The organism is Undibacterium sp. Ji22W, assembly GCF_049340305.1.
Classification (GTDB): Bacteria; Pseudomonadota; Gammaproteobacteria; order Burkholderiales; family Burkholderiaceae_D; genus Undibacterium.
This window is the reverse complement of the sequence record NZ_JBMPOU010000002.1, coordinates 389,306-406,623: the sequence shown is the minus strand read 5'-3', so window position 1 is coordinate 406,623 and position 17,318 is coordinate 389,306. Positions and strand designations below refer to the sequence as shown.

Here is a 17,318-nt window from a genome sequence, read left to right as displayed (position 1 = left end):
CTTATTTCTCCATCGCACGTTTGAATGCCGCGGCAACGCGGGCTGGACCAGGGAAGTAATCCCACTCTTGCGCATGCGGGTAGGGGGTATCCCAGCCGGTGACGCGTTCGATTGGGGCTTCGAGATGGTAGAAACAATGTTCTTGTACTAGTGCAGTCAATTCGGCGCCAAAGCCGCTCGTGCGCGTCGCTTCATGCACGACCACACAACGGCCTGTCTTTTTCACCGAAGCCAAAATCGTCGGCAAATCTAACGGCCAAATGCTACGCAAATCAATGATCTCGGCATCGACGCCACTTTCCGCCGCTGCTGCTTCCGACACCCATACCATAGTGCCGTAAGTGAGTACGGTCAGGTCTTTACCTTCGCGGAATACCGAAGCCGATTCCAATGGAACGGTGTAATAACCTTCAGGCACATCGCCCATAGGATGTTTAGACCAAGGCACAACCGGTTGATCATGGTGACCATTGAACGGACCGTTGTAGATACGTTTTGGTTCCAAGAAAATGACGGGGTCATTATTTTCAATCGAGGCAATCAATAAACCTTTGGCATCGTAAGGATTCGACGGCATCACGGTACGCAACCCGCAGACATGCGTGAACACGGCTTCTGGGCTTTGGCTATGGGTTTGTCCTCCGTAAATACCACCACCGCACGGCGTGCGTATGGTCAGTGGTGCGATGAAATCACCGGCAGAACGGAAACGCAAACGTGCCGCTTCCGATACGATTTGATCGTAAGCGGGATAAATATAATCCGCAAATTGAATCTCGATTACCGGACGCAAACCGTAAGCACCCATACCGACCGCTGCGCCGACGATACCGCTTTCTGAAATCGGCGCATCAAACACGCGTGATTTGCCGTACTTTTTTTGCAGGCCTTCGGTGCAGCGGAACACGCCACCGAAATAGCCCACGTCTTGCCCGAACACCACCACATTATCGTCACGCTCCAACATCACATCCATCGCTGATCGCAGCGCTTGGATCATGGTCATGGGCGTAGATTTTCCTTTAACATCGTTACTCATCTTTAGATCCCCAATTGTTGGCGTTGTTGACGCAAATGCTCAGGCATGTGCTCATAGATGTCCTCAAACATTTCTGCGGGACTAAATACATGGTTGTCTGCCAGAGAGCCAAATTTCTCGGCTTCTTTCTGTGCAGCGATCACCATCGCCTCTAATTCTTTTTGGGTATCCTCATGTTCTTGTTCGGACCATGCACCTTGATTGATCAAGTATTGTTTTAAACGAGCGATAGGATCGCCCAAAGGGAAGTGAGTGGCATCATCCAAAGGACGGTATTTAGATGGATCATCTGAAGTTGAATGCGGACCCGCACGGTAAGTCACCCATTCAATCAAAGTAGGACCAAGATTGCTACGCGCACGTTCTGCAGCCCATTTCGATGCCGCATATACTGCCAAGAAATCATTGCCATCGACACGCAAAGCAGCAATGCCGCAGCCGACGCCACGCGCTGCAAAGGTGGTGTTCTCACCACCAGCAATCGCTTGGAAAGTCGAGATCGCCCATTGGTTATTCACTACATTCAAAATCACTGGCGCGTGATACACGTGGGCGAAAGTCAATGCGGTATCGAAGTCCGCTTCAGCTGTCGCACCATCACCAATCCATGCCGATGCGATCTTGGTATCGTTCTTAATCGCCGACGCCATGGCCCAGCCGACCGCTTGTATGTACTGTGTTGCGAGATTGCCGGAAATCGAGAAGAAACCTGCTTCACGTATCGAATACATGACTGGTAATTGGCGACCTTTCAGTGGATCACCCTCGTTCGACATCAATTGGCAAATCAAGCCATGCAAGGGCACATCCCTTGCCATCAAAATGCTTTGTTGGCGATAGGTCGGGAAGCACATGTCGTCACGATTCAAGGCCATCGCTTGCGCCGCACCAATCGCTTCTTCCCCCAAGCTTTGCATGTAGAAGGACATTTTCTTCTGGCGCTGTGCGATCAGCATACGCGAATCGAAAACCCGCGTTTTCATCATCGCCCGCATCCCCGCGCGCAAGGTTTCTATGTTGATGTCCGGTACCCAAGGGCCGACCGCATCGCCTTGTTCATCAAGCACGCGAATCAGCGAATAGGCCATATCACGCGTATCGACAGGTGTGACATCGACCGGTGGTCGACGGACTTCACCAGCGGGCGATAGTCGTAAATAGGAAAAATCGGTAGTCTGGCCGGGGCGGCCGGTGGGTTCCGGTACGTGCAGACGTAACGGTTCTGGGTGTGGCATGAAAGTCTCCTTGCTCAATTGTGTTGAGCAATGTTAATCATATTCTCACTGCGTCTTGTCGTGCGACGCAGCTTGTCTCTTTAGTGGCAACTTGATTTCTTGTGGAACTCAAATTACTGAAAGCATTCAATCTTTCTGGCGCAAAGTATCCACAAATCAAGCATGCTTGGCAAGCAAGAGATGGTGGTTTCTTGATCTGTCACGACAAATTTTTTGGTTGATTTTTTTGAGAATGTAGAGACGCCTGCATTGCTGCATCGCCGCATTTTTAATTTACTTAAAATAGATGAAACGACGCAAGATTGTAATTAACTGATCTTCGTCATGTAATGCCGGATCAACTCTGTTAAGAGAGTAAATGCCTTGATTTTCTTCTAAACTCGGTTCAAGCTTAGTTCAGCTGATGTTTCACAATAATTTCAGAAAAATTTGGCACAGGTTTTTGTGAGTATTTTGTTGTGGGGATTTTCTCGATGTAATTTAATTGACTTAGCTTAATTGTCCGCAAGGTTTTAGCACACCATGCTGATTGAATTTCACTCAGCCTGTTACGCTCTGTGAGTAAGAACATTCAGATTGGTATGTTGCTCATATTAAGCTGCGTAAGTTGAACTGAGCATTTAGCGGAGGCGTCTGTATGCACAATATGTTGCTGTTGCCAGGAGTTCGCTTGATGCGACACTTTGGTCTATTTGGCAAATTCTTTTTATTGATGATGGTCAACGGATTGCCATGCCTTCTCTGGATTCTTTCAAAGACCAACGCCTTCCAATGGGTTTCAATTGGCGCAGGTTCGAGCTACTTGGCATATTTGATGGCGATGATCTGGTGCATGGGCACTTACCTCGTTGTATCGCTTTATGTGAGTTTGTCCGAAGATCTCGTTGCGCTTCAATTATCCGCCGAAAAATTAGCACATGGCGATCTGCGATTAACGTCGAAACTGAATGGAATTGATGAACTTGCCAAGTTGATGCAAGAAATTATCAAAATCGCTGGAAATCTCTCTTCCATTGTTGCAAATGTGCGTAGTGGTGCTGCCTATGTGGCGTTTTCTGGTGGCAGTATTGCGCGCGGCAATCATGCCTTGTCTGAACGCACTGAACAGCAGGCATCGAATCTCGAAGAAACTTCAGCGAGCGTCGATGAATTGTCGACGACAGTCAAAGAAAGTACTAGTCGCGCCGATGTGGCAACAGAGCAGGCAACGCGACTGCGAAAAGTGGCTGATGCCAGTGCTGGTGCGATGGAGCAAGCGATCTTATCTGTCGATCAAATTCAACAAAGTACCAAAAAAATGGATGACATCGTCAGCGTCATTGATGGGATTGCTTTTCAAACCAATATTTTGGCATTAAATGCAGCGGTGGAAGCGGCACGCGCTGGTGAATCTGGCCGTGGTTTTGCGGTAGTGGCGAGTGAAGTACGTTCATTGGCGCAACGCTCTGCGGCATCTGCTAAAGAAATCCGGGTATTGATCAGTGCTTCGTCTGAATATGTCGACAGTGGTGTTAAGCATATCCGTGCGGTTGGCCAGAATATTGAACAAGTGGTTGAGGGTATTCGTCAGGTTGAATCGAATATGAAGGTTGTGGCTAGTTCGAGTGCTCTGCAAAGTGCTTCGTTGTCAGAGATCCGTTCTACCATGCACCAGCTTGATACGATTACGCAGTCGAATGCGACGATGGTTGAGCACGCAGTCGGGCAATCTGATGTGCTGGAAGAACGCGCGTCTGCATTGGACAGTTTGGTCGACATGTTTCAGCTGCAGCAAGGTTCTCCAGCGGAAGCTTTGCAGTTGGTCCAAAAGGCGATTGCATCTTACAAACAGCTTGGTTCGGACGAGCAGTTTTTACAGAACATCACAAGATCGGCTCAGCAATTTAGTGATCGAGATATGTATGTGTTCGCACTGGATAGACAGGGCCACTACCTGGCGTTTGCGGGAAATGTCTCAAAGGTTGGGAGTCGGGTGCAAGATATTCCCGGCGTCGATGGTGTGCGTCTGGTCGCTGCCATTTTCGCGCAGGCAGAAACTGAGCCGGGATGGGTCGAGTACGCGATTACTAATCCAAGTACAGGTACCGTACAAACAAAGATGTCGTATGTGACGATGCTCAATGACATGGCTATTGGCTGCGGTGTCTATAAGAATTTTGTGGGCCTATAGTCGCACAAAATTCTATCGCGCATTGCCACATGAATACGCCAACTGAAGCATTACAAAACATGCTGATTTTGCGGTGAAGGAAAATCCTCCTGCGCATCATCTTTTAGCCAATAACCGCTGGACATGAGCTGCTCACGAACCTGTGCTCTTGCCCGATGCAGACGACTTTTTACTGCTTCCAGGCTCAGTCCCAATTGAGCCGCCACTTCTGGCGCGGTCAATTCATGAACGTCACGTAAGATTAAGACTTCACGATAGGGCGGCGTCAGGCGTTCCAAAGCGCGAGTTAAATCCATCCGTAGATCTATAGGGACGCAGGGTTCGTAAGGTATATCTTGTTCAAGTAGCTCGTCTAAGGTTTCGGTTGCTTTCTTGCCTCGATAGAGCCGGTAACATTCACGTTCTACGATCCGGAATAGCCAGGTTGTAAAAGTCGCGACTGTGCGTAAGGCACCGACCTTTTGGTAAAGCTGCCAAAGTGCAATTTGCACTGCATCTTCGGCGTCTTCGGTAGTGGAACAAGTACGTCGTGCAAACCGCTTCAAATCAGGCTGACAGACAGTCAGAAGTTCTGAAATGGCAGTCTGGTCACCGAGGCAAGCAGCCTCAATCAGTTGCGGTTTGGTGCGTAGCATATTAATTATCCAGATAACGACGTCCGACCATAGCGCAAGCCGGGCAAAATCCTACAAAGGCGGTGAATGCCAAGGTAGCGGCGGTGCCATATGCCATCCAGGTCATGATTCCTTGGGTATAACCGTAAAACGCGAGGTAAGTGACTACAATGCCGCTGCCGATACGCAGAGCACGTTCCCAATGTGGAAGATTACGCTTTAAATGAAACATGATGAAGTCCTTTTTCTGGTTAGAAAGTGCATTCATTTGAATGACACTTACCTAGAGGGGGCAAATTTCCAAAAGGATTCAACAAATTTATAAAATATTCAAAGAAGTTCAAGAGGAGCGAAAACAAGGGCTATTCCTACCAAGGTCTCTTAAAGGTTTTAATAAGGAGACCTTCGTAGCCTCATCGGTCTTTTTTTTAAACGGTGCTAACTTTCGTGATCTGTCCTCGAATTTATTGCGTATGGCAACTTTAGCGGATGGCGGGCGTATTGACCTCGCCGCAGTAGAGAATGAAATCCAACGATTGCAGCAACGTAATCACCATACGGCGTTAAGTGTTAGTGAAAAGACAGAAAAGCTAGATCATCCAGATTGCTTAGCATTGAAAGATAACGTAGATCCCTTCGATCAGGTGCAGCGAGTCTACGTGATTCAGGTTTGTCGATCTGCGCACAATGCGTCAGAAGCAGGCCGGATATTTTTCGAGCATAGCCGTCAAAAAAGATGTCGAAGGATGCTGATCGTTTGCGTAATTATCTTGCAAGATTTGAGTTGAGTTTTGTGCAGGTTAAGGCTTGGTAGTAGGCTTTTGTTCTTTGGGAGAATTCTTCTGTGGTTTAGCTCAAGGCCGTAAAGGCTTAAATTGAATTTGCCATTGACGGTGTATCTGTGCGAGCGTTCCATCTTTTGACATTGTTTGGAATTCTGCGTTAAGTTGATCAACTAAGGCTTTTGGTGTCGTCTTTCCCAAAGCTATGTAAAGTGAAGTGTCACGAGGTAAATGCAAGGTCTTTTCAATTTCGTCTATCCGTAAATCGCAAGTTTGTAAGAACATCTTAATGCCGTTTGGATCAGAAGGTATCAAATCGACGCGCCCATTTTTAAATTTTCGGCAGTTGGATACATTGCTCGGAGCTGTATCGATCTTGGCACCATACTGTGTGAGAAGCGTGACAGTCGAACTGCTAGCAATATCCCCAATTGTGTATGTCCGAATATCATCGATTGACTTGAGCTGAATATCGTTGCGGCGTTTAAGTTTAAAAAGCCAGACTTCGCTGTTCGTGATCGGACCTATCCAATAGTAGAATTCTTCACGATCGGGATTTCTTGCGACGCTAAATACTAGGATCGAGGGGTTATCTTTCGCGGTTTGTAGTGCTCTGGTCCAAGGCTGTGCTTCCGCCTTTAGGGTGTAGCCAATTCTGGAGGTGAGGGCATTTGCGATATCAAATACTAATCCTTTGATTTGTTGATTATATTGATAGTTGTATGGAAATGCGTCAGCGTGGGTTACCGCTCGTATGATTTTTTCTTCGTAGCCTTGCGCGATCCGTGGAGCCAACACACTCGCGAAAATAAGGGAGAGTAAAATACGATATCTCATAAGGGTATTCGGCATAGTCATCATTTTTATGGTGCCTCATTACATTGAGTGGCCGAACTTCGATATGGACGAGCGGTACGTTTATGCAGGGCTTCTAGATATTATAAGTTTTTGCCGTAAACTGCTTGAATAGTTTTAAATAATTATGCTTGATTGACCTCCCACCAAAATTTAAAATATGCATCCCGATAAAGTTTGCCGCGAGAATGTGCGTTGCCTGACTGATTTGCCAAATATTGGTAAGGCTAGCGCTGCCGACTTAGTATTGCTGGGGATATTGCATCCGCAACAATTAATTGGACGCGATCCTTTTCAGATGTATCGGGAGCTTTGTGTACTTACACATCAAAGGCATGACCCTTGTGTTATTGATGTGTTTATTGCCATTACACGGTTTATGGCAGGTGAGCCAGCGCAGGAGTGGTGGAAATACACTGAAGAACGTCAAGAAATCCTGCGCCAGTCTAAGGCAGACTGAGTAAGTGCGGCTCACGCTATTTCACGCAATTCATAGAGTATTAAATTAACAATAAAGGTATTGTTTAGTAATACTTTTGGGATCGCGACTTAGTCGAAAAAAAATAATTCCGAATTTATCTAAAACTTCCTCCAGACTTTGCTGTCTGATGCTACTGACGATACATAAAAGACTGCATTAAATCCTAGAATTTTTGACTATCAATCCATAGGTGGCAGAAATTGATGACTCTACGTTCATTTATTTGTCATGAAATTGTGCAATGCGGCAGAATTTATGGGTGCTTATTTTACTTTGGCAAAATTTAATTTTGACAATTTGAAATTAATCCACTTTTTATTATTTTGTTACATTTTTCATAGCATTGTGAAACAACCCGATTTCACGATCTGGTTTACAATCTCGCCTTTATTATAGAAATCATTCGTCGTGCCCAATTTAGTTGAAATTCGCGATTTACAGTTTGGCTATGGCAACCGGAATATTTTGTCCGGTTTGAACATGGATTTTCCACGCGGTAAAGTAATTGCCGTGATGGGCGGTTCCGGTTCAGGTAAGACCACAATCCTGCGACTGATCGGCGGACAAATCACGCCACAGCGCGGTCATGTCGCGGTCAACGGTGAGATCGTCCACCATTTAAAAACTCTTGGTCTGTATGCCTTGCGTCGCAAGATGGGCATGCTATTTCAACACGGTGCTTTGTTTACTGATTTAAGTGTATTTGATAACGTCGCTTTTCCATTACGTGAACATGCAAAATTGCCAGAAACTATGGTGCAAGATCTCGTGATGATGAAGCTCAATGCGGTTGGATTGCGCAATGCTGCCAAACTTAAACCATCTGAAATTTCCGGTGGTATGGCGCGACGGGTCGCACTGGCGCGCGCAGTTGCGCTTGATCCGCAGCTCATTATGTATGATGAACCTTTCGCTGGTTTAGACCCTATTTCTATGGGGGTGACTGCGACTCTAATCCGTAACTTAAATAGCGCACTCGGCTCAACGAGTATTTTGGTATCGCATGACGTGCATGAAACTTTTTCAATTGCAGATTATGTCTACTTCCTGTCTCAGGGGAAAATCGTCGCTGAGGGAACGCCACAAGAGATGATGGAATCAACCGATCCCTATGTGAAACAATTTGTACATGCTGAGAGTGATGGTCCAGTACCTTTCCATTATCCGGGTAAAACCATGGCTGAAGAAATTGGCTTGAAGCCTGCGTCAGGAGAACGGACATGATTGCGAATTTAATCAGTCGGCTCGGACAGTTTTCGCGCGAGACCGTACAGGATTTGGGACATGCAAGTCGTAGTTTTGTCAGTATTGTAGTTAATTCGCCCAGCCTATGGCGACGCCCACAGCTAATCGCAGATCAAGTGCATTTTATTGGCAATTATTCATTGGTAATTATTGCTATTTCTGGATTGTTCGTTGGTTTTGTTTTGGGCTATCAAGGGTATTACACTTTGAACCGCTATGGTTCCGAAGAAGCATTGGGTTTGTTGGTGGCCTTGTCTCTGGTGCGTGAACTCGGCCCAGTAGTAACTGCCTTGCTGTTTGCTGGCCGTGCCGGTACTTCGTTGACAGCCGAGATTGGTCTAATGAAAGCGGGAGAGCAATTGGCGGCGATGGAAATGATGGCGGTGAATCCTCTGCAACGTGTGGTAGCACCAAGATTTATTGCTGGCGTCATTGCGCTGCCTATTTTGACTTTGATTTTTAATGCGATGGGCATCATCGGTGGTTATTTGGTTGGCGTGTCTTTGATTGGTGTCGATAGTGGTTCATTCTGGTCGCAGATGCAGGCTGGAGTCGATATTTGGAAAGATCTTGGTAATGGCGTGGTTAAGAGTATCGTGTTTGGTTTTGCTGTGACGTTTGTCGCCTTATATCAAGGTTATGAAGCAACCCCAACACCGGAAGGCGTAGCGCGCGCCACCACGCGCACGGTCGTCATTTCATCTTTATTGGTGCTATGGCTGGACTTTTTATTAACCGCCTGGATGTTCCAATAAAACTTTATTCCATTCGAATTTTTACAATCGCGTCTGTGTGCAATGACCTAGACGGATTTCAGTAAGAGGTAAAACTATGCAAAAAAAATCTATCGACTTTTGGGTTGGCGTATTCGTCTTATTGGGCGCTGCTGCTTTATTGTTTTTGGCCTTGAAAGCGGGCAATATGAGTAGCCTGTCGTTCGAACAGACCTATGATGTGACGACCAAGTTTGACAATATCGGCGGCCTTAAGCCGAATGCCGCTGTGAAGAGTGCTGGTGTAGTGGTGGGTCGCGTTAGTGCTATCAATTTTGACGATAAGAGCTATCAGGCGACGGTAGTATTGAAACTTGAAAAGCGTTATAGCTTCCCAAAAGATAGCTCTGCAAAAATTCTGACTGCGGGTTTGTTAGGTGAGCAATACATTGGTCTGGAGGCAGGTGGCGATGTCAAAAATCTGACCGCTGGTGACAAGATCACGATGACACAATCAGCGGTTGTATTGGAAAATTTGATCAGTCAATTTCTGTTCAGTAAAGCTGCTGATGGTAAGGAAGAGCAAAAATGAGAGCGCGCTTATTCACTTTCAGCATCTGGCGATCTCTGAGCTTACGCATCTTGATTTTGTGTGCCCTAGGCATGAGTATGACAGCGTGTTCGACTGTCACTAAAGTCAAAACTAAGGCTTTAGCCACTTTGGAAAAAGTCAGTGAAACGACGGGCATAGGCAATAATCCTGACGATCCTCTGGAGGGCTTCAATCGCTCCATGTTCAGCTTTAATGAAACCTTGGATGCCTCCGTGCTGAAGCCTACTGCACAGGCGTATCAAACCGTGACCCCTAGTTTTATGCAAACTGGTGTGAGCAATTTCTTTAGCAATATTGGTGACGTCTGGACTGCCGTGAACAATGTACTTCAAGGAAATTTCAGTGATGGTGTGAATGATATTATGCGCTTCGGGATCAATACGACGATGGGACTCGGAGGCCTGATTGATGTTGCCACAGAAGGTGGTATGCCCAAGCACCGAGCCGATTTTGGTCAGACATTAGGCGTCTGGGGAGTACCCGCCGGACCTTATGTTGTGTTGCCGATTTTGGGAGCATCCACCTTGCGTGACACTATTGCGACCCCGGTCGATTTCAAAGGGGATATTTTGTATTCACAAAGCTCTGGCGCAGTAAGAAACACCACTTCAGTATTGAAAGTAATCGACAAGCGAGCGTCTGCTTTGGATGCAGTAAATCTTATCGAAGAAGCAGCCCTAGATAAATACGTATTCATCCGTGGTGCGTATTTGCAGCGACGTGAAAGTCAGATCAGTGCAGGCAAGAAAGAAGAGCAGGATTAGTGTGAAATGTGACGTTCACTAAGGGCAACGAAAGAACGCTTAGAGTTTTGCGAAGCGTCAACCAAATGAAGGTTGGCGGGGTTAACGGAGAAATGTGATGGATTGATTCGCTGTTACAAGTTAGTTCACGAATAAATCAGTAAGCCATTGCAAATAATTCCGAGTAAGCAAAAAGATAAATATAAATAAGTACAAGTGAGAAAGAAAGTTATGAAAAAAATCAGTCAAATTTTAGTTGGTCTGTGTTTAGGATTCAGTCTGATGGCTGGGGCGCAGACGCAGGAAGCGCCGGATGTTCTGGTGAAGCGTCTGAGTACAGAAATTATCGATGCTGCGAAAAACGATAAAGATATTCAAGCTGGCAATCGCCAGCGGATCAATGATCTGGTAGAAAACAAAGTCCTGCCTTACATTAACTTTGAACGTATGACCTCGTTGGCTGTTAGCAAAAGCTGGCGTTCCGCAACACCGGAACAGCAGAAGCAATTGATCACGGAATTCCGTACTTTGTTAATCCACACCTACTCTGGTGCAATCACGCAGATTCGTGATCAGCGAGTAGAGTTTAAGCCTTTCCGCGGCGCGGCTGATGACACAGAAGTGGAAGTGAAGAGCTTGGTGATTCAAACGCGTGGTGAACCCCTGCAATTGAGCTATCGTCTTGAGAAGACTTCCGCTGGATGGAAAATATTTGACATCAATGTACTCGGTGCTTGGTTAGTAGAAACATACAAAGGCAGCTTTGCGGCCGAAATTAGCAAGAATGGGGTTGATGGTTTGATTAAGACTCTGGTGGAAAAAAATAAGAAGCTGGCATCGGCTTCTGTTAAGAAGTAATTTTGAATATTATCTAGTCTGGAGCCCAGCATGATCTTGTCAGATCAAGAATTAAATTTGCGTAATGCCGTAGCCGTTTCTGAGGCGGGACGGCAAGCAATTCATGCTGGTGTAGATCAGTTCGATATGTCACCACTGCAGATGGTTGATTCTTCGGCAGTGGCGGTCATGTTGGCATGGCAGCGTCAGGCACAAGCGCTTGATCGACGTTTGCAGTTTGTTGGCGTTCCTTCCAGTTTGTTAAGTTTGATATCTCTCTACGGTTTGACTGAGTTTTTTCATTTGATCGCCGCCAACACACCTGAGCGACATTGATCCTCTCCCATCTGTATCAATTTGTCTATACAAGCGGCGCAATAAAGCCCAACCCGTAATCAGGCAAAATCCCCTATAATCCTAGGTTTTCGCGACAATTGTCGTGATCTTGTTATATTTTTTATGCATCGTATTCTTCGGTCGTATTCGGTTTCGTATTTTCGATTCGAGAGTTCGTTAGTAAATTAAATAATAGCCTAGATTATTTTTAGCAAATTCTAAGTTCACAATCAATGCGCTAAAGCGCGAATGCCACATGGCCGCCATACAAATTAGCAATGTACAAAAATCCTATCAGTCCGCTGGTAAACCACTGCAGGCCTTAGGTGGTGTTTCGCTGTCGATAGAAGAAGGCGAGTTCTTTGGCTTACTCGGACCGAATGGTGCCGGTAAGACCACGCTTATCTCGATTATTGCGGGCTTAAATCGTGCCGATTCTGGACAAGTTTTAGTGCAGGGTCATGATGTGGTGCGTGACTACCGTGCAGCGCGTAGTAAGCTCGGCGTTGTGCCGCAAGAGTTGGTGTTTGACCCTTTCTTTACAGTGCGCGAAACTTTGCGTTTGCAATCAGGTTATTTCGGCATCAAGAATAATGATGCGTGGATCGATGAGGTGATGGAAAATCTTGATCTGACCAATAAGGCCGATGCGAATATGCGTGCTTTGTCTGGTGGTATGAAACGCCGGGTCTTAGTCGCTCAGGCACTCGTTCACAAGCCACCAGTCATCATTTTGGATGAGCCGACTGCAGGTGTGGATGTTGAATTGCGTCAGACGTTATGGAAATTTATTGCGCGCTTAAATCGCGAAGGTCACACCATCGTGTTGACCACGCATTATTTGGAAGAAGCGCAAGCTTTGTGTAATCGTGTTGCGATGCTGAAGGCGGGTAAAGTGGTGGCCTTAGATACGATGTCTGCCTTGATCAAGCGCATCTCTGGTTCGCAAATGAAAGTGCAATTAGCACAGGGCGAATTGCCGTCTTCGTTGCACAGCTTAATTATTTCGACTGAGTCGCAAGCGGAAGCAAACAGTTTCGCCCTGCGCATTACGAATTACGCTGAAGTTGAGCCGATACTCGCGAATCTGCGTAATGCAGGTTGTGTGATTGAAGATCTGCATTTGCAGCAAGCCGATCTAGAAGATGTATTCTTACAAATTATGGGTGGAGGAAATTCGCAATGATAGGCTTCCGCACCTTGTTGTATAAAGAAGTTCTGCGTTTTTGGAAAGTCGCGACGCAAACGATCACTGCACCGATCATGACTGCCATGATGTATTTGCTGATTTTCGGCCAAGCTTTGGAAGGCCATGTCAAAGTGCATGGTGTGACTTACATGGCGTTTTTGATTCCGGGTCTGGTGATGATGAGCGTTTTGCAAAATGCGTTTGCGAATGCATCTTCATCTTTGATTCAATCAAAAATCACCGGCAATTTGGTGTTCATCATGTTGCCACCGCTCTCGCATTGGGAAATGTTTTTTGCCTATGTTTTAGCAGCCGTGGTGCGTGGATTGGCGGTCGGACTCGGCGTGTTTGTGGTGACTGCCTGGTTTGCCCACCTGAGTTTTAGTGCGCCTTTATGGATTGCTTTATTCGCCTTAATGAGCGCATTCGTGCTTGGTACTATGGGTTTGATTGTCGGCATTTGGGCAGAGAAATTCGATCAGTTAGCGGGCTTTCAAAACTTTGTGATAGTCCCAGCGACCTTTTTGTCGGGCGTGTTTTACTCTATCAATTCACTGCCGCCGATTTGGCAAACCATTTCGCATTTCAACCCGTTCTTCTACATGATTGACGGGTTTCGATATGGTTTTTCTGGACAATCGGATGTTGATCCGGTTCGTAGCCTGTTGATCGTGACGGCTTTCCTGATCGTATTGACGGGCGTGGCGATGCAGATGTTGCGTAGTGGTTATAAATTACGACACTGAGTGCGTCACTGAGTTACTGTAATGCGCAACGTAGAATAAATTTTGGAAAATATTTTAGAAAGAATTATTGTGTTCCCTACACCAGACCAAATTAAAAATTACATCGCTTCCGGCTTGGAATGTACACATCTCGAAGTGGAAGGTGATGGTCAGCATTTCACCGCAGTGATCGTCTCCCAAGCCTTTGCAGGCAAGCGTTTGATTCAACGTCATCAATTGGTGTATGCCGCTCTAGGCGACCGTATGCGTGAAGAAATTCATGCGTTATCGATGAAAACTTTAACTCCGGAAGAATTTCAATAAACATGGATAAGTTACTGATCACAGGCGGTAACCGCCTGAATGGCGATGTCATTATTTCTGGCGCGAAGAATGCTGCGTTGCCGATTTTGTGCGCTGGTTTGCTGAGTGCTGGCGATGTCGTTTTGCACAATGTACCGCATTTGCAAGACGTTGCCACAATGTTGAAATTGCTCAAGCAAATGGGCTTGCAGGTCACCGAAGAAAACGGTGTCGTGACCTTAAACGGTGCAGCGATTGATAAGCTCGAAGCGCCTTACGACTTGGTAAAAACCATGCGCGCGTCGATTCTGGTGCTCGGTCCTTTGTTGGCGCGTTTTGGCGAAGCGAAAGTGTCTTTGCCGGGCGGTTGTGCAATTGGCTCACGTCCTGTCGATCAGCACATTAAAGGCTTGCAAGCGATGGGTGCTGAGATCACTATCGAAGCAGGTTATATTCACGCCAAAGCCAAGCGTCTGCGCGGTGCTCGTATCGTGACCGATATGATTACCGTGACCGGCACAGAAAATCTGCTGATGGCAGCGACTTTGGCTGATGGCGAAACGGTATTGGAAAACGCAGCACGCGAGCCAGAAGTCACCGACTTGGCGAATTTGTTAGTTGCCATGGGTGCCAAGATTACTGGCATTGGCACAGATCGCTTAGTGATACAAGGCGTCGATGCCTTGCATGGCGCGACACATACGGTGATCGCAGACCGTATCGAAACGGCGACTTTCCTTTGCGCGGTTGCGGCGACAGGTGGTGATTTGACAGTGAAAAATACTCGCAGCGATATTCTCGATGTGGCGTTAGATAAATTGCGCGAAGCCGGTGTGATCATTACGACCGGCCCAGATTGGATACGCGCACAAATGAGTGGACGTCCAAAAGCAGTCGGCTTCCGCACTACCGAATATCCAGGCTTCCCGACTGATATGCAAGCGCAATTCATGGCCTTAGATTGCATAGCAAATGGCACAGCGCGCGTCACCGAAACGATTTTTGAAAATCGTTTCATGCATGTACAAGAGATGAATCGTCTCGGCGCGCATATTGAAATTGATGGACATACGGCGATTGTGAGTGGTGTGGAAAAACTGATAGGCGCACCAGTGATGGCAACGGACTTACGTGCTTCTGCGTCTCTGGTGATCGCTGGTTTGGCGGCGCAAGGCGAAACCTTAATCGATCGCATTTATCACTTGGATCGTGGCTATGATCGCATGGAAGTCAAGTTGTCTGCGGTAGGTGCGCAAATTCAACGCGTTAAATAAACTAACAAACGAGCAAACAATCGATATGAGTTCTCAGCAACTGACTTTGGCCTTGTCCAAAGGACGCATCTTTGAAGAAACCTTGCCGCTATTAGAGGCTGCTGGTATCCACGTCACCGAAGATCCTGAAAAATCACGTAAGTTGATTTTATCGACCAACGATCCTGATGTACGCGTGATCATAGTTCGCGCTTCGGACGTACCGACTTATGTGCAATACGGTGCTGCGGATTTTGGTGTGGCGGGTAAAGATGTGTTGTTCGAACATGGCGGAGCAGGTTTGTATCAGCCTATCGATTTGGGGATTGCAAAATGCCGTATGTCGGTTGCGGTTTCGGTCGGGTTTGATTACGCGACCGCGGTGCGTCATGGTGCGCGCTTGCGTGTGGCCACTAAGTATACAGAAACTGCTCGTCAGCATTTTGCTAGCAAAGGTGTGCATATCGATTTGATCAAGCTGTATGGCTCGATGGAATTAGCCCCATTGGTTGGTTTGTCTGATGTGATCGTTGATCTGGTCAGCACCGGCAATACGCTACGCGCAAATAATTTGGTCGAAGTCGAAGAGATTATGGATATCTCTTCACGCTTGGTGGTGAATCAAGCTGCATTGAAATTGAAACGTGAACGCTTGCAACCTATTTTGCAAGCTTTTGAACGCGCTTCGGAGGGGAAATAATGTCTTTCACAACAGCGCTTACTCGTTTGGATTCTACACAAGCCGGGTTCGCTCAAACCTTGCGTCAATTATTGGCGTTTGAGGCTAGTGAAGATGCAGCGATCGATCAAAGCGTGATGCAGATTTTGCTGGCGGTGAAAACCCGTGGTGATGCTGCGGTGCTCGAATTCACGCAGCGTTTCGATCGGTTGTCGACAGTCAGTAGCATGCAAGCCTTGGAAATCCCACAAGCCGATTTGCATGCAGCGTTATCCAGTATTTCTAGTGAACGCCGCAGCGCGTTAGAAGCTGCAGCGGAGCGTGTGCGTGCTTATCACGAAGTACAAAAGCGTGAGTGCGGTTCTGCAGGTTTTTCTTATACTGAAGCAGATGGCACGGTGCTCGGGCAGAAAGTCACGCCTTTAGATCGCGTCGGCATTTATGTGCCTGGAGGTAAAGCGGCTTACCCATCTTCTGTACTGATGAATGCGATTCCAGCGAAGGTTGTTGGTGTGCGTGAAATCATCATGGTGGTGCCGACTCCCGACGGTGTGCGCAACCCTTTGGTATTAGCAGCAGCGGCAATCGCTGGCGTAGACCGTGTGTTCACAATAGGCGGCGCACAAGCCGTTGCTGCTTTAGCATACGGCACGGAAAGCGTTCCGCAAGTTGATAAGATCGTTGGTCCTGGCAACGCCTATGTTGCGAATGCCAAGCGTCGTGTGTTCGGTACGGTAGGTATCGATATGATCGCAGGCCCATCTGAAATTCTAGTGTTGTGCGATGGCACGACGGATCCGGATTGGGTGGCGATGGATTTGTTCTCGCAAGCCGAACACGATGAACTCGCGCAGTCGATTTTATTGTGTCCTGATGCGGCCTACATCGATGCAGTTCATGCGAGTATCGATAAGTTGATTGCAACGATGCCACGTGCGGAAATTATCCGTACCTCATTGAAGGATCGCGGTGCCTTGATTAAGGTGAGTGATATGCAAGAAGCCTGTGATATTGCGAATGATATTGCGGCAGAACATTTGGAAATTTCTGCAGAAAATCCACAGCAATGGGCGGATCAAATTCGTCATGCTGGTGCGATGTTCCTGGGACGTTTTTCATCTGAGTCTTTGGGCGATTATTGCGCGGGACCGAATCACGTTTTGCCAACTTCGCGTACAGCACGTTTTTCTTCACCTTTGGGTGTGTACGATTTTCAGAAGCGTTCTTCGATGATACAAGTCAGTGAACAGGGCGCACAGACACTAGGCAAGATCGCAGCGGAACTCGCTTATGGCGAAGGTCTACCAGCGCATGCCCGTAGTGCTGAATTGCGTTTGAAGTCTTGAGTATATTTTCTATGAATAGCATAAAACCTCTCAACACAGAGACTCAGAGATGTGGAGGAAAGACGGAGAAAAACTCTGTGTATCTCCGTCCCTCCGTGTCTCTGTGTTGAGAGGTTCTAAAGTTTCTTTTGATCGAACGATAAAAATAATGCGCGCCTTT

General features: G+C 46.9%; 20 protein-coding genes. 15 read left to right on the top strand and 5 right to left on the bottom strand.

Annotated elements, in window-relative coordinates; all coding sequences use genetic code 11:
* Position 1: 1 nt before the first annotated feature.
* Complete coding sequence (locus ACO0KW_RS08655) at positions 2-1,039, bottom strand: alpha-ketoacid dehydrogenase subunit beta (RefSeq protein ID WP_186921805.1); 1,038 nt, start codon at positions 1,037-1,039, stop codon at positions 2-4.
* A gap of 2 nt (positions 1,040-1,041) precedes the next feature.
* Positions 1,042-2,274 carry a 3-methyl-2-oxobutanoate dehydrogenase (2-methylpropanoyl-transferring) subunit alpha gene (locus ACO0KW_RS08650; RefSeq protein ID WP_423052643.1) on the bottom strand — a complete coding sequence of 411 codons (1,233 nt, stop codon included), beginning with the start codon at positions 2,272-2,274 and terminating at the stop codon, positions 1,042-1,044.
* A 637-nt stretch (positions 2,275-2,911) separates the two neighbouring features.
* Here ACO0KW_RS08650 and ACO0KW_RS08645 point away from each other — a divergent pair.
* Positions 2,912-4,444 carry a methyl-accepting chemotaxis protein gene (locus ACO0KW_RS08645; RefSeq protein ID WP_423052641.1) on the top strand — a complete coding sequence of 511 codons (1,533 nt, stop codon included), beginning with the start codon at positions 2,912-2,914 and terminating at the stop codon, positions 4,442-4,444.
* Positions 4,445-4,494: 50 nt separating this feature from the next.
* Here ACO0KW_RS08645 and ACO0KW_RS08640 read toward each other — a convergent pair whose 3' ends face one another.
* Together ACO0KW_RS08640 and ACO0KW_RS08635 are read right to left on the bottom strand one after the other, a co-directional pair.
* Entirely contained in the window at positions 4,495-5,079 is a 585-nt protein-coding gene (locus ACO0KW_RS08640) for an RNA polymerase sigma factor (RefSeq protein WP_423052639.1), read from the bottom strand.
* A 1-nt stretch (position 5,080) separates the two neighbouring features.
* The gene (locus ACO0KW_RS08635; RefSeq protein WP_423052637.1) at positions 5,081-5,290 is read right to left on the bottom strand and encodes a YgaP family membrane protein; all 210 of its coding nucleotides are present in this window, start codon (positions 5,288-5,290) and stop codon (positions 5,081-5,083) included.
* A 241-nt stretch (positions 5,291-5,531) separates the two neighbouring features.
* On the opposite strand from ACO0KW_RS08635, the gene ACO0KW_RS08630 reads away from it, so the two are divergent.
* Positions 5,532-5,846: a hypothetical protein gene (locus tag ACO0KW_RS08630; protein ID WP_423052635.1), complete on the top strand. Its 315-nt coding sequence runs from the start codon at positions 5,532-5,534 to the stop codon at positions 5,844-5,846.
* Between the two features lie 66 nt (positions 5,847-5,912).
* Here ACO0KW_RS08630 and ACO0KW_RS08625 read toward each other — a convergent pair whose 3' ends face one another.
* A complete protein-coding gene (locus tag ACO0KW_RS08625) occupies positions 5,913-6,677 on the bottom strand; it encodes a substrate-binding periplasmic protein (RefSeq protein WP_423052634.1) in 765 nt (254 codons plus the stop codon).
* Between the two features lie 178 nt (positions 6,678-6,855).
* On the opposite strand from ACO0KW_RS08625, the gene ACO0KW_RS08620 reads away from it, so the two are divergent.
* The 13 genes from ACO0KW_RS08620 (at position 6,856) to hisD (ending at position 17,158) form a co-directional block, all read left to right on the top strand.
* On the top strand, positions 6,856-7,155 hold the full coding sequence (locus ACO0KW_RS08620; RefSeq protein ID WP_423052632.1) for a helix-hairpin-helix domain-containing protein: 300 nt from the start codon (positions 6,856-6,858) through the stop codon (positions 7,153-7,155).
* 429 nt (positions 7,156-7,584) lie between these two features.
* The gene (locus ACO0KW_RS08615; RefSeq protein ID WP_423052630.1) at positions 7,585-8,400 is read left to right on the top strand and encodes an ABC transporter ATP-binding protein; all 816 of its coding nucleotides are present in this window, start codon (positions 7,585-7,587) and stop codon (positions 8,398-8,400) included.
* A complete protein-coding gene (gene mlaE / locus ACO0KW_RS08610; protein ID WP_423052628.1) occupies positions 8,397-9,176 on the top strand; it encodes a lipid asymmetry maintenance ABC transporter permease subunit MlaE in 780 nt (259 codons plus the stop codon). Before ACO0KW_RS08615 ends, mlaE begins: the two co-directional genes overlap by 4 nt.
* A 76-nt stretch (positions 9,177-9,252) precedes the next feature.
* Entirely contained in the window at positions 9,253-9,726 is a 474-nt protein-coding gene (gene mlaD / locus ACO0KW_RS08605; protein ID WP_423052626.1) for an outer membrane lipid asymmetry maintenance protein MlaD, read from the top strand.
* Complete coding sequence (locus ACO0KW_RS08600) at positions 9,723-10,511, top strand: MlaA family lipoprotein (protein WP_423052624.1); 789 nt, start codon at positions 9,723-9,725, stop codon at positions 10,509-10,511. Before mlaD ends, ACO0KW_RS08600 begins: the two co-directional genes overlap by 4 nt.
* Before the next feature lie 210 nt (positions 10,512-10,721).
* On the top strand, positions 10,722-11,348 hold the full coding sequence (locus ACO0KW_RS08595) for an MlaC/ttg2D family ABC transporter substrate-binding protein (RefSeq protein WP_423052622.1): 627 nt from the start codon (positions 10,722-10,724) through the stop codon (positions 11,346-11,348).
* 30 nt (positions 11,349-11,378) lie between these two features.
* Positions 11,379-11,663: an STAS domain-containing protein gene (locus ACO0KW_RS08590; RefSeq protein WP_423052620.1), complete on the top strand. Its 285-nt coding sequence runs from the start codon at positions 11,379-11,381 to the stop codon at positions 11,661-11,663.
* Positions 11,664-11,919: 256 nt separating this feature from the next.
* Positions 11,920-12,849, top strand: coding sequence for an ABC transporter ATP-binding protein (locus tag ACO0KW_RS08585; RefSeq protein WP_423052618.1), 930 nt, complete (start codon positions 11,920-11,922; stop codon positions 12,847-12,849).
* Positions 12,846-13,598 (top strand): ABC transporter permease, encoded by a 753-nt coding sequence (locus tag ACO0KW_RS08580; protein WP_423052616.1) that lies wholly within the window; start codon positions 12,846-12,848, stop codon positions 13,596-13,598. Before ACO0KW_RS08585 ends, ACO0KW_RS08580 begins: the two co-directional genes overlap by 4 nt.
* Positions 13,599-13,667: 69 nt before the next feature.
* On the top strand, positions 13,668-13,901 hold the full coding sequence (locus tag ACO0KW_RS08575) for a BolA family protein (protein ID WP_423053447.1): 234 nt from the start codon (positions 13,668-13,670) through the stop codon (positions 13,899-13,901).
* A gap of 2 nt (positions 13,902-13,903) precedes the next feature.
* The gene (gene murA / locus ACO0KW_RS08570) at positions 13,904-15,154 is read left to right on the top strand and encodes a UDP-N-acetylglucosamine 1-carboxyvinyltransferase (RefSeq protein ID WP_423052614.1); all 1,251 of its coding nucleotides are present in this window, start codon (positions 13,904-13,906) and stop codon (positions 15,152-15,154) included.
* 25 nt (positions 15,155-15,179) lie between these two features.
* Complete coding sequence (gene hisG / locus ACO0KW_RS08565; protein ID WP_186921818.1) at positions 15,180-15,833, top strand: ATP phosphoribosyltransferase; 654 nt, start codon at positions 15,180-15,182, stop codon at positions 15,831-15,833.
* Complete coding sequence (hisD, locus tag ACO0KW_RS08560) at positions 15,833-17,158, top strand: histidinol dehydrogenase (protein ID WP_423052612.1); 1,326 nt, start codon at positions 15,833-15,835, stop codon at positions 17,156-17,158. The genes hisG and hisD overlap by 1 nt, the downstream gene beginning before the upstream one ends.
* Positions 17,159-17,318 lie beyond the last annotated feature (160 nt).